Annotated in this window: 11 protein-coding genes; all 11 read left to right on the top strand. The window is 36.8% G+C overall.

Features of this window, described 5'->3' with window-relative positions:
* The first annotated feature begins 101 nt into the window (after positions 1–101).
* Complete coding sequence (locus DXB63_RS04080) at positions 102–1091, top strand: GSCFA domain-containing protein (protein ID WP_122125121.1); 990 nt, start codon at positions 102–104, stop codon at positions 1089–1091.
* Positions 1070–3535: a bifunctional UDP-N-acetylmuramoyl-tripeptide:D-alanyl-D-alanine ligase/alanine racemase gene (locus DXB63_RS04075; protein WP_122125120.1), complete on the top strand. Its 2466-nt coding sequence runs from the start codon at positions 1070–1072 to the stop codon at positions 3533–3535. Before DXB63_RS04080 ends, DXB63_RS04075 begins: the two co-directional genes overlap by 22 nt.
* A 271-nt stretch (positions 3536–3806) precedes the next feature.
* The gene (rlmN, locus tag DXB63_RS04070) at positions 3807–4829 is read left to right on the top strand and encodes a 23S rRNA (adenine(2503)-C(2))-methyltransferase RlmN (RefSeq protein WP_122125119.1); all 1023 of its coding nucleotides are present in this window, start codon (positions 3807–3809) and stop codon (positions 4827–4829) included.
* A gap of 72 nt (positions 4830–4901) precedes the next feature.
* Positions 4902–5933: a DUF4837 family protein gene (locus DXB63_RS04065; protein WP_122125118.1), complete on the top strand. Its 1032-nt coding sequence runs from the start codon at positions 4902–4904 to the stop codon at positions 5931–5933.
* A 35-nt stretch (positions 5934–5968) separates the two neighbouring features.
* A complete protein-coding gene (gene pdxA, locus DXB63_RS04060) occupies positions 5969–7066 on the top strand; it encodes a 4-hydroxythreonine-4-phosphate dehydrogenase PdxA (protein WP_122125117.1) in 1098 nt (365 codons plus the stop codon).
* Between the two features lie 16 nt (positions 7067–7082).
* A complete protein-coding gene (locus tag DXB63_RS04055; RefSeq protein ID WP_122125116.1) occupies positions 7083–7802 on the top strand; it encodes an NTP transferase domain-containing protein in 720 nt (239 codons plus the stop codon).
* Positions 7799–8659, top strand: a complete 861-nt coding sequence (locus tag DXB63_RS04050) for a hypothetical protein (protein WP_122125115.1) — start codon at positions 7799–7801, stop codon at positions 8657–8659. The genes DXB63_RS04055 and DXB63_RS04050 overlap by 4 nt, the downstream gene beginning before the upstream one ends.
* Positions 8656–9597, top strand: coding sequence for a CDP-alcohol phosphatidyltransferase family protein (locus tag DXB63_RS04045; protein WP_122125114.1), 942 nt, complete (start codon positions 8656–8658; stop codon positions 9595–9597). The genes DXB63_RS04050 and DXB63_RS04045 overlap by 4 nt, the downstream gene beginning before the upstream one ends.
* The gene (locus DXB63_RS04040; protein ID WP_122125113.1) at positions 9598–10623 is read left to right on the top strand and encodes a lysylphosphatidylglycerol synthase transmembrane domain-containing protein; all 1026 of its coding nucleotides are present in this window, start codon (positions 9598–9600) and stop codon (positions 10621–10623) included.
* Complete coding sequence (locus DXB63_RS04035) at positions 10613–11332, top strand: HAD family hydrolase (protein ID WP_122125112.1); 720 nt, start codon at positions 10613–10615, stop codon at positions 11330–11332. The genes DXB63_RS04040 and DXB63_RS04035 overlap by 11 nt, the downstream gene beginning before the upstream one ends.
* Before the next feature lie 57 nt (positions 11333–11389).
* Positions 11390–12697 carry an inositol-3-phosphate synthase gene (locus DXB63_RS04030; RefSeq protein ID WP_122125111.1) on the top strand — a complete coding sequence of 436 codons (1308 nt, stop codon included), beginning with the start codon at positions 11390–11392 and terminating at the stop codon, positions 12695–12697.
* Position 12698 lies beyond the last annotated feature (1 nt).

Below are 12698 nucleotides of genomic sequence, written 5' to 3'. Positions count from 1 at the left end.
ATTTAGTATAAATAACTCTAAGATGCTTACTTTTGCACTTAATTTTTCACTTCATTTGCAGGAGAAGGTATCTATTGCTAATTATATTAAGCTAAAGTAATATGGATTTCAGGACATTAGTAGATCTTCCGGTAAAACAGTTAAAGATCAATCATTCTCATAAGATTATGATGTTAGGGTCTTGTTTTGCAGAGAATATCGGCAGAAAGTTGCAGGAAAATAAATTCCGGTGTGATATAAATCCGTATGGAGTTTTGTATAACCCCTGCTCTTTGGCTTCTGCCATGTGTGAAGTGAACGGTAGAAAGGTGTATACGGAAGACGATTTGTTCTTCCGGCAAGGGCAGTGGCATAGTTCCATGCATCACAGCTCTTTTTCCGATGAGTCAAAAGAAGTATGTTTGCATCGGATTAATGAACGTATCCGGCATACATTTGAGGTATTGCAAACATTGGACTATGTCATTATTACCTTAGGAAGCGCTTATATATATAAGGATAAGGAGACCGGAAGGGTAGTGGGGAATTGCCATAAACTTCCGGAAAAGAGTTTCGATAGATATTGTATCGGTAATTTGGAAGAGCTGAAGAGTGAAATCAAGACTTTGAAAGATTTGTTCCTGTCTCATCACTCCGGTGTTAAGCTTATTTTTACCGTAAGTCCTATCCGGCATATAAGAGACGGACTTCATGAGAATCAGATGAGTAAAGCTATGCTGATGGCATGTATGCTTGATAAAGAATTGATTGATAATGAACATGCTTTTTATTTTCCTGCTTATGAGATTATGATGGACGAGCTTCGTGATTATCGTTTTTATGCAGATGATATGGTGCATCCGTCTGAATTGGCCATAAATTATATCTGGGAATGTTTTTCCAAATCTTATTTTGATAAGAATACTATATTATTGATTAAAGAATGGAATGAAATTAAAAAAGCTCTGAATCATAAACCTTTTCGTGCGGACTCAGAAGAATATAAGAGTTTTTTAAGACAAATAGTGTTAAAGATAGAGCGAGTTAAAGAAAAATGTCCGTACTTAGATGTACAAAAAGAACTTGAATTATGTCATATTCTATTGAAATAATAGCTGAACTAATCGGAGCAAAACGCATCGGAAACAATGATTATCAGATAGATTGGATACTAACAGATAGTCGTTCGCTTTGTTTTCCTGAAGAAACTCTGTTTTTTGCGTTGAAGAGCAAGCGCAATGACGGTCATAAATATATAAATGATTTATATGCCCGTGGTGTACGTAACTTTGTTGTTAGTGAATTGCCGGATGAAGGACAAAAATATGTTGAGTGTAATTTCCTATTGGTGTCTCAACCACTGAAAGCACTGCAAAAGCTGGCTGAGTTACACCGTAGCAATTATCAAATACCGGTTGTTGGCATAACCGGAAGTAATGGTAAAACCATTGTAAAGGAATGGCTTTATCAGCTATTGAGTCCGGAGAAGAGAATCACCCGTTCGCCCAGAAGTTATAATTCACAAATAGGAGTTCCTCTTTCTGTATGGCTGATGAATGAGCAAACGGAATTGGGTATCTTTGAAGCTGGAATCTCTGAAATGGGAGAGATGCGTGCTTTGCAAACCATTATTCGTCCCACTATCGGCATTCTAACAAATATCGGTGGAGCACATCAGGAAAACTTTTTCTCTTTGCAAGAGAAGTGCATGGAGAAAATCTCGCTTTTCAAGGATTGTGATGTTGTTATCTATAATGGTGACAATGAGATGATTGCTAACTGTGTGGCGAAGTCTATGCTTACTGCCCGTGAAATAGCATGGTCAAAAACGGATGACGAGAAGCCTCTTTTTATTAAATCAATTAAAAAAGATGATACGGGTACAAAAGTGAAGTATCGTTATCTGGGCTTTGATAATGAATACCGTATACCTTATATAGATGATGCTTCTATTGAAAATTCATTGAACTGTTTGGCTGCCTGTCTTTACTTGATGCTTCCTCCCGAACAGATAAAGGAGCGGATGGCAAAATTAGAACCGGTAGCAATGCGTCTTGAAGTGAAAGAAGGGAAGAATAATTGTATTTTAATTAATGATAGTTATAATTCGGATTTAGCATCATTGGATATTGCACTTGATTTCCTTTATCGCCGTTCGCAGTCCAAGAAGCTGAAGCGTACATTAATACTTTCCGATATATTGGAAACAGGGCAGAGTGCCAGTCAGCTATATCGTAAAGTAGCTCAATATGTGCGTAGTCGTGGTATTGAGAAATTAATAGGTATAGGTGCCGATATATCTTCGTCTGCAGATAAGTTTGATGGGGAGAAATTCTTCTTCCCTGATACAAAATCGTTTATGAATTCTACTGTTTTTGATTCTTTCAGAAATGAAGTGATCCTCATTAAGGGCTCTCGTAATTTCCATTTTGAAGAAATTTCGGAACAGCTAGAGCTAAAAGTACACGAGACAATTCTTGAGATAAACTTGAATGCACTGGTCGATAACCTGAATTATTATCGCGGTAAACTGAAGCCGGAAACAAAAATGGTTTGTATGATAAAGGCATCTGCCTATGGTGCCGGGTCCTATGAGATAGCAAAGACGTTGCAGGATCATAAAGTAGATTTTTTGGCGGTTGCAGTGGCCGATGAAGGTTCTGATTTGCGTAAAGCCGGAATCACGAGTTCCATTATTATTATGAATCCGGAAATGTCTGCTTTTAAGACGATGTTCGATTATAAACTGGAACCGGAGGTTTATAGTTTTCATCTGCTCGAGGCTTTAATAAAGAAGGCGGAGAAGGAAGGGATTACCAATTATCCGATACATATTAAGTTGGATACCGGTATGCATCGTTTGGGCTTCAATGCCGAAGATATGCCGGAACTTATCCGGATATTGAAATCACAGACTGCATTAATCCCCCGTTCGGTCTTTTCACATTTGGTGGGTAGTGACAATGAACGTTTTGATGCTTTTACACGGCGTCAGATAGAGCTTTTTGAAAAGGCTTCGGCAGAATTGCAAGCAGCTTTCCCACATAAAGTATTATGTCATATCTGTAATTCAGCCGGAATAGAACGTTTCCCTGGAGCACAATTCGATATGGTTCGTCTAGGAATCGGTTTATATGGTATAAATCCTGTGGATAATTCAATTATTCATAATGTGAGTTCTTTGCATACTACTATATTACAAATAAAGAATGTACCTAGAGAAGATACTGTTGGTTATAGCCGAAAAGGTGTTTTAGACCGTGATTCCAAAATAGCAGCTATCCCGATTGGGTATGCCGATGGTCTGAACCGCCATTTGGGCAATGGTCATGCCTATTGTCTGGTGAACGGACAAAAAGCTCCTTATGTGGGAAATATCTGTATGGATGTGTGTATGATAGATGTGACGGATATAGATTGTAAGGAAGGAGATAAAGTTGAGATATTCGGTGATCATCTTCTTATATCTACATTGTCTGATATTCTAGGTACTATTCCCTATGAGGTATTGACTGGTATATCTACGCGGGTTAAAAGGATCTATTATCAGGATTAGAATAATCTGAATTTTGTTGGTTAACGGAATAGAAACAAAGGTACGGTCGATTGTTTACAAACTCCTATCGTTTGCAAGCAACCGACCGTACCTTTAAAATGCAGGGACCTCAAATTGTTAAGCTTCGTTTATAAAATGTTTCAAGAAGAATATAAATTATGAATTTATGAGGGTATAAAACTTGTTATAAATTTTAAGTTTTTGATGTTGTGTGACGCTTTATCCATTATTTTTCTTTATTTTTGCATCCAAATATCTTTAAATAAAGCATATGCGGAAATTTAGATTGTTAGGAATGACGTTTGATGAGATTCAGCAAGTAGTGCTGAGTCTTGGAATGCCTAAATTTACGGCGAAACAAATATCTTCTTGGCTATATGATAAGAAAGTGGATTCCATAGATGAAATGACCAATCTCTCTTTGAAATTCCGTGATTTGCTGAAAGAAGAATATGAGGTTGGTGCTAGTGCACCGGTAGAGGCTATGCGTTCTACGGATGGTACAGTAAAGTATCTTTTTCAAGTATCTGATACGGATTTTGTTGAAGCTGTTTATATTCCTGATGAAGATAGGGCTACTCTGTGTGTCTCTTCACAGGTTGGCTGTAAGATGAATTGTAAATTCTGTATGACAGGAAAACAGGGATTCTCCGCTAATTTAACAGCCAATCAAATACTGAATCAAATATATTCTATTCCAGAAGGGGATACATTAACCAATATCGTTTTTATGGGGATGGGAGAGCCTTTCGATAATTTAGATGAATTATTGAAAGTCTTGGAGATCTTGACCTCAGACTATAGTTATAAGTGGAGTCCTAAAAGGATTACAGTCTCTTCTGTTGGTTTGAGGAAAGGTTTGCAACGTTTTATAGAAGAGAGCGATTGCCATCTTGCCATTAGTTTGCATTCTCCTTTTTCTGCACAAAGAAAAGAACTGATGCCGGCAGAGAAAGCTTTTTCCATAACAGAGATCGTTGATGTTTTGAAGAATTATGATTTCAGTAAGCAACGCCGTCTTTCCTTTGAATATATTGTATTTAAAGGGGTAAATGATGGGCTTATTTATGCAAAAGAATTGGTGAAGCTATTGCGGGGACTGGATTGTCGTGTTAATTTGATTCGTTTTCATGCTATTCCGGGCGTGGATTTAGAAGGGGCTGATATGGATACAATGTTAGCTTTTCGGGATTATTTAACCTCTCATGGGGTGTTTTCAACAATCAGGGCATCACGAGGAGAGGATATATTTGCGGCATGTGGGATGCTTTCGACTGCTAAAAAACAAGAATAGCTTGATGTTGTTTGAAACAACGGCATGAAAAGAATGTTTAATTTATAATTAATGACTCTAAATATAATTGTTATGAAACGTTTTGCTGTATATTTAAGCTTAGTGCTGATAGTGTTGGCGTTTAGTTCCTGTTCCAATGGGAAAAAGAATGTGTTTACTCCTACTTCCAGTGGACGTCCATATGAGGTGCTTGTCGTTGTTGATCCGGTAGTTTGGGAGAAACCGGCAGGCAGAGCTTTGTTTGATGTCTTGGATACAGATGTTCCGGGATTGCCACAGTCGGAACGTTCCTTTAGAATCTCTTATACTGCTCCTCGAAATTATGATCAGGTGTTGAAGTTATTCCGTAATATTATCATTGTTGATATTCAGGATATATATACACAGCCAAAGATTAAATTTGCAAGAGATGTGTATGCTGTCCCGCAAATGATTATGACAATTCAGGCTCCGAATGAAAAGTCTTTTGAAGAATATGTAGAAGAGAATAAGCAAACAATTATTGATTTCTTTGTAAAAGCCGAGATGAATCGTCAGATTAATCTGTTGAAAGATAAGCATAATAATTATATTTCAACGAAAGTCGGTAGTATCTTTGATTGCGATATTTGGCTTCCTACGGAATTGGTTAATTCAAAGGAGGGAGACAACTTTTTCTGGGCTTCAACTAATGCTGCTACTGCAGATATGAATTTTGTGATGTATTCATATCCTTATACTGACAAAGATACTTTTACAAGGGATTATTTTATTCATAAACGTGATTCGGTGATGAAGATTAATATTCCGGGTGCTAAAGAAGGTATGTATATGGCGACGGATACAATGTCTGTTGAAGTGAAAGATATTGGTGTTAAAGGTGATTACGTTCAAGAAGCCAGAGGTTTGTGGCATGTAAAAGGAGACATGATGGGTGGACCGTTTGTTTCTCATTCACGTGTGGATCGTGCTAATGGAAGAGTTATTGTAGCCGAAGTTTTTGTTTATTCTCCTGATAAGTTGAAGCGAAATCTTATGCGTCAGTTGGAAGCTTCTCTTTATACATTGAAATTGCCTACGGAAGAAGTTAAAGGTGAAGTGCCGCTGGGAGTGCCTGAAGAGTAAGACTATGAAAGATTAAATCTATTATTATATAAGGAATGGAAGAAAAAAGAATAAGAATTGGTATTACCCACGGGGATATCAATGGCGTAGGATATGAAGTTATTTTAAAGGCTTTTTCAGATCCTGTCATGTTGGAATTGTGTACTCCAATTGTGTATGGTTCTCCTAAAGTTGCAGCTTATCATCGCAAAGCTTTGGATTTAGCTACGAATTTTAGTATTATAACTTCAGCTTCTGAGGCTATGTATAATAAACTAAACGTTGTTAATTGTACGGATGATGAAGTCAAAGTGGAGTTTTCCAAACCCTCAGCCGAGGCGGGAGTTGCTGCGTTACAAGCCTTAGAAAAAGCACTGGAAGATTATAAGGAAGGACTGATTGATGTGCTGATTACTGCTCCTATCAATAAACATACTATCCAGTCTGATACATTTAATTTTCCGGGACATACGGAATATATTGAAGAAAGAGTAGGTGAGGGAAGTAAGGCTTTAATGATATTGCTTAAAGATGATTTTAGAGTGGCACTTGTTACCGGGCATATACCTGTGCGTGATATTGCTACAACTATCACTGCTGATTTGATAAAGGATAAATTATCCATATTCAATAATTCGTTAAAAAATGATTTTGGGATAGATGCTCCTCGTATTGCTGTATTGGCACTGAATCCTCATGCTGGTGACCATGGATTGATTGGTAAGGAGGAAGAGGAAATTATTATTCCGGCTATGCGTGAAATGGTTGAAAAGGGGATACAATGCTTTGGACCATATCCGGCAGATGGCTTTATGGGAGCAGGAAACTATACACACTTTGATGGCGTGTTGGCAATGTACCATGACCAAGGCTTAGCTCCATTTAAGGCTTTAGCTATGGAAGAAGGTGTTAATTTTACGGCAGGACTGCCTATTGTTCGTACTTCACCTGCACATGGTACAGCCTATGATATTGCAGGACAGGGCATTGCTTCTGAAGATTCTTTCCGTCAGGCTGTTTATGTGGCCATTGATGTCTTTAGGAATCGTTGTCGTGAAAAAAGTATCCGAATGAATCCGTTGAGAAAACAATATTATGAGAAGAGAGATGATAGTGACAAATTAAAACTTGATACTGTAGACGACGAAGTATAAAAAAACTACTATTTAGATGAAATTTGCTATTATATCTGCGGGAGAGGGTTCTCGACTTTCACGAGAGGGAGCTTCTCTTCCAAAACCGTTAACACCCTTGAATGGGGTTGCTATGATTGACCGTTTGATACGGATATTTATTCGTAATGGTGCGTTGTCTGTTATAGTCATAATAAATAATGAGAGTCAACTAGTGAAAGAACATCTTGTTGCCTTGCAACAAGAATTGCCTCTGGAAGTTGTAATTAAAACAACGCCTAGCTCAATGCATAGTTTTTATGAATTGGCTCCTTATCTGGCGGATGATAAATTCTGCTTAACCACTGTGGATACGATTTTTAAGGAAGAAGAATTCTCGTCTTTTATTGAAGCTTTTAAAGAATCGGATGAAGATGGTTATATGGCTGTTACGGATTATATTGATGATGAAAAACCTCTTTATATTTCAACAGATCGCTTATTACATATTACCGGTTTTCATGATGAAAAGAAAGCTGATTGTAAATATATATCAGGTGGTGTCTATTGCTTGAAGCCTTCTTCGTTAAAGATTCTTGATCAATGTATAGATCGTGGGATGTCTCGAATGCGCAACTTTCAGCGTCAACTAGTTAGTGAGGGATTGAGTTTGAAAGCTTATCCGTTCAGTAAGATATTGGATGTAGACCATGTGGAGGATATAACGAAAGCTGAGGCTTTTCTTTCCTGTGAAATCAATAATAAGTTTAGCCTATGAGTCATTTTACTATCGCTGGCGTTAGTCGTGGAAACGAATATTCACCGAATCACGTGGGAAATGATGCTGCTATATTCAATTGTGTTACTGAGCATTTGAAAAAAATAGGGTGCGAAATCTATGAATATACGGAAAAAGAATTTGTGGAAAAGCAGATTACAGCAGATGTCGTATTCGATATGGTCCGTGATAAAGCAACCATTTCTTATTTAAAGCAATTGGAGGATCAAGGTACTCTTGTTATTAATTCTGCATATGGCATAGACAATTGTATTCGTAAACCAATGACAGAACTACTGGTAAAGAATAGTATTCCTCATCCTAAGAGTGCTATTATGGATGTAAATAGCGATTCTCTTCCGAATATAGATTATCCTTTTTGGATAAAAAGAGGAGATTCTCATGCGATGGTGAAAGAAGATGTTTGTTATGTCACTGATGAAGATGAAGCGAATTTAGTATTGAATGATTTTAAAATGAGGAATATACCTACAGCTGTGCTAAACGAACATCTTCAGGGTGATTTGATAAAATTCTACGGAGTATATGGTACCGGATTCTTCTTTTGGTTTTATCCGTCACCATGTTCTCACAGTAAGTTTGGTCTTGAAGCAATAAATGGAGAAGCCAAAGGCTTTTCATTTGAAGAAGAGGAATTGAAGAAACAATGTGACCGTGCATCTGCAATTCTCAATGTTCCTATTTATGGAGGCGATTGTGTTGTTTCAAATGATGGTACAATAAAGATCATTGATTTTAATGATTGGCCTAGCTTCGCTCGTTGTAGAGAGGAGGCGGGGAAATATATTGCTGCTTATATTATTGAACAAGCTAAAAATAGTAAACGACTAAAATGAGTAATGATACTAAAAATAAAGGGATTGAAGCATCTCTGAAATCCATGGATACCGAAGAATTCATAGATATCCATTTTTATCGTCCGATCGGTTACCGTTGGGCACTATTATTTCAAAAGCTTGGTGTGCATCCTAATGTCGTAACAATTGCATCTATATTTATAGGTGTAGCTGCTGGTGTTATGTTTTATTTCGATAATTTGAAATTGAATATAATAGGTATGTTATTGTTGATATGGGCTAATTCTTATGATAGTGCAGATGGACAGTTGGCTCGTTTAACCGGACAAAAAACACAATGGGGAAGAATGCTTGACGGATTTGCCGGGGATCTGTGGTTCTTTTCCATTTATTTCTTTATTTGTCTCCGCTTTACTGTTGAACATAATTGGGATGTGGAAAAATGGCAGATAGTAGGTGTTTGGTTATTGGCTGCTTTTTCCGGTTTTATTTGTCATAGCAAACAGTGTGCATTGGCTGATTATTATCGGAATATCCACCTTTTTTTCTTGAAAGGTAAGGAAGGAAGCGAACTGGACAACTTTAAACAACAACGGGAACTGCTTTATTCTACTCCTTGGAAAAATCATTTCTGGTGGAAAATATGGTTATTCTTTTATGGGAATTATACACGTTCACAAGAATCAATGTCGCCTAATTTTCAACGTTTCATGACTTTAGTGAAAGAAAAATATGGAGATAGTATACCTCAATCTTTGCGTGATGAGTTCAGAGCATTAAGCAAACCATTGATGAAATATAGTAATATATTGACTTTTAATACCCGTGCGATTGCTTTGTTTGTTTGTCTGTTTATCGGTATGCCTTGGTTATATTTTATTTTTGAGATTACAGTGATGAATGTATTATTCTTTTATATGCGTTATCGCCATGAAAAGATATCTGCTTTATTATATAATCAGCTAAAATCAAAGTAGGTGAAAAGTAAATATAGAAATATATTCCTGATTTTTGGAATAGCTGCAGTTGTCATTATGCTTTGTACATTTGATATGGAGTATGATGAGTTATTGGCAAACCTGAAAAAAGCGGGAGGATGGCTGCCAGCTATTTTGGGGTTGTGGGTGTTTATTTATTTAATAAATGCGTTGTCTTGGTATATTATTATACGGGATGATGAAGGGTGCAAAGTACCGTTCTGGAAAATATATAAGCTTACGATTACAGGATTTGCTTTGAATTATGCTACTCCGGTGGGGTTAATGGGAGGAGAACCATATCGTATTATGGAGATAACCCCTTATGTGGGGGCAAGTAAAGCTACCTCTTCTGTGATACTTTATGTGATGATGCATATTTTTTCTCATTTCTGTTTTTGGCTTTCAGCCATATTCCTTTATCTGTTATTGTATCCTATCGATTGGTTCATGGGTGTTTTACTTGCAATAATCGGACTATTTTGTTTGTTGGCTATTTACTTTTTTATGAAGGGTTATAAAAATGGTATGGCAGTGAAGGCATTAAAAATATGTCAAAAAATACCTTTTCTAAAGAAGTGGGCAAAGCGCTTTTCGGAGAATAAGAAAGAAACTTTAGAAAGAATTGATAGTCAAATAGCACAGTTGCATAAACAACGTAAAAGAACTTTTTATGCCTCATTGTCTTTGGAATTTATAGCGAGGATAGTAGGTTGTCTGGAAGTCTATTTTATTTTGTATATACTTACCAATAATGTAAGTTTCTTATCGTGTATTTTGATTATGGCTTTTACCTCGTTGTTTTCTAATTTATTCTTTTTCTCTCCTATGCAGTTAGGAGCGAGAGAGGGTGGATTCGCTTTGGCGGCAGTTGGCGTGGCCATACCTAGTGCATTTGGAGTTTACACAGGTTTGGTAACGCGTGTTAGAGAACTGATTTGGATAACAATCGGAGTTTTATTGATGAAAGTGGGTAATGGAGTAAGTTCAACTGCTAGCATAAAGAGAAAAGGTTATGAGGAATAAATTTACAAATATAAAAGGTGTCATTTTTGATTATGGTGGTACGATAGATACGAATGGGAAACATTGGGCTGAAGTCCTTTGGAGTAAGTATGTTGAATATGAAGTTCCCGTAAATAAAGATGTGTTTAAGGAGGCATACATTTATGGGGAAAGAACATTAGCTATGACACCTTTAATTAAACCGGAGCATAATTTTTATGATGTCCTTTTTATAAAGGTAGGTCTACAGATTTCTTATTTGTCTGATAAAGGTTTTTTGAAAGGAATAATTGTAGATAAATATCCGGAACTAATAGCAAAAAGTTGCTATAATTATGTTTTAGATGTACTGCGGACAACCCGTAATGTTGTAGAACAGTTGTCAAAGCAACATAATTTAGTACTTGTTTCAAACTTTTATGGCAATATTGAGACAATACTGAAAGATTTTAGTTTACTTTGCTTTTTTAAAGATATAGTAGAATCTTCAGTCGTGAAAGTTCGTAAACCGGATCCTGCCATTTTTGAACTTGGTGTAAAGGCTTTAGGGTATGATTCGAAAGAGATTGTAGTAGTTGGAGATTCATTTTCTAAAGATATGTTGCCTGCTAAGAAAGTGGGTTGCAAGGTTATATGGTTAAAAGGTGAAGGTTGGGAAGAAGAAACTGATGATTCGTTGCCGGATGCGGTAATTAATAATTTGGATCAGCTCCCGGCCTTATTTATTTAGAGATAAACGGAGAAAGAGGAATTAATGTTTTATTCGAAAGATAAAAAATAAGTTAGAATGGAAAAATTTAATGTTAAACCGGCTACTGGTAAGTTGGGTGTGCTTTGCGTGGGATTAGGCGCTGTTGCCTCAACTTTTATGACTGGTGTTTTGATGGCTCGTAAAGGGTTGGCGAAGCCTGTGGGATCTATGACACAGTATGATAAAATCCGTGTCGGAAGAGGTAAAGACAAACAGTATAAGCATTATGGTGAAATTGTTCCGCTTGCCAATTTGAATGATATCGTTTTTGGTGCATGGGATGTTTATCCTGCCAATGCATATGAATCAGCGATAAATTGCGAAGTTCTGAAGGAAAAAGATATCAATCCTGTAAAGGATGAACTAGAGAAGATTGTTCCGATGAAGGCTGCTTTCGATCACAACTATGCAAAACGTTTGGATGGTGATAATGTAAAGAGTTGTAAGAATCGTTGGGATATGATGGAACAAATACGTGAAGATATCCGTAACTTCAAAAAAGTCAGTGGTTGTGATCGTATTGTTGTTATTTGGGCTGCTTCTACAGAAATTTATGTTCCTGTATTTGAACCGGTACATAATTCTTTGGCTACTTTGGAAAAAGCAATGAAGGATGATGATAAAGAACATATTGCTCCATCTATGTGCTATGCTTATGCCGCACTGACAGAAGGTGCTCCTTTTATTATGGGTGCTCCTAATACAACAGTCGATATTCCTGCAATGTGGGAATTGGCAGAGAAGACTAAAATGCCTATAGCAGGTAAAGACTTTAAAACCGGTCAAACTTTGGTTAAGTCTGGTTTCGCTCCTATTATCGGTACTCGTTGTCTTGGTTTATCAGGATGGTTTTCTACTAATATATTAGGTAATCGTGATGGTTTAGTGTTAGACGAACCAGCAAACTTCCATACTAAGGAGGTTAGTAAACTATCTACTTTGGAATCCATTCTTGTTCCTGAAGAACAACCGGATTTGTATACAAATTATTATCATAAAGTCCGTATCAATTATTATCCTCCGCGTAATGATGATAAGGAAGGTTGGGATAATATTGATATTTTTGGTTGGATGGGTTATCCAATGCAAATTAAAATAAATTTCCTTTGTCGTGATTCTATTTTGGCTGCTCCGTTAGTATTGGATTTAGTATTGTTGAGTGACCTTGCTGCTCGTGCCGGACGTTATGGTATTCAGCGTTTCTTGAGCTTCTTCTTGAAAAGCCCGATGCATGATTATACTGAAAACGAAATTCCAATCAATCATCTTTTCCAGCAATACGTTATGCTGAAAAATGCACTTCGTGAAATGGGAGGATATGAGGCTGATGAGGAAATAGATTAAA

Source organism: Bacteroides sp. OM05-12 (assembly GCF_003438995.1).
In the GTDB taxonomy this organism is placed as follows: domain Bacteria; phylum Bacteroidota; class Bacteroidia; order Bacteroidales; family Bacteroidaceae; genus Bacteroides.
Note: the sequence above shows the minus strand (reverse complement) of the source record. Positions and strands in the feature narration are given on the sequence as shown.

What these genes read in the sequence shown, in the direction of transcription:
- DXB63_RS04035 (WP_122125112.1), top strand. Translation starts at nt 10,613, where the DNA reads ATGAGGAATAAATTTACAAATATAAAAGGTGTCATTTTTGATTATGGT.
- DXB63_RS04050 (WP_122125115.1), top strand. Translation starts at nt 7,799, where the DNA reads ATGAGTCATTTTACTATCGCTGGCGTTAGTCGTGGAAACGAATATTCA.
- pdxA (WP_122125117.1), top strand. Translation starts at nt 5,969, where the DNA reads ATGGAAGAAAAAAGAATAAGAATTGGTATTACCCACGGGGATATCAAT.
- DXB63_RS04080 (WP_122125121.1), top strand. Translation starts at nt 102, where the DNA reads ATGGATTTCAGGACATTAGTAGATCTTCCGGTAAAACAGTTAAAGATC.
- DXB63_RS04045 (WP_122125114.1), top strand. Translation starts at nt 8,656, where the DNA reads ATGAGTAATGATACTAAAAATAAAGGGATTGAAGCATCTCTGAAATCC.
- DXB63_RS04030 (WP_122125111.1), top strand. Translation starts at nt 11,390, where the DNA reads ATGGAAAAATTTAATGTTAAACCGGCTACTGGTAAGTTGGGTGTGCTT.
- DXB63_RS04055 (WP_122125116.1), top strand. Translation starts at nt 7,083, where the DNA reads ATGAAATTTGCTATTATATCTGCGGGAGAGGGTTCTCGACTTTCACGA.
- DXB63_RS04075 (WP_122125120.1), top strand. Translation starts at nt 1,070, where the DNA reads ATGTCATATTCTATTGAAATAATAGCTGAACTAATCGGAGCAAAACGC.
- DXB63_RS04065 (WP_122125118.1), top strand. Translation starts at nt 4,902, where the DNA reads ATGAAACGTTTTGCTGTATATTTAAGCTTAGTGCTGATAGTGTTGGCG.
- rlmN (WP_122125119.1), top strand. Translation starts at nt 3,807, where the DNA reads ATGCGGAAATTTAGATTGTTAGGAATGACGTTTGATGAGATTCAGCAA.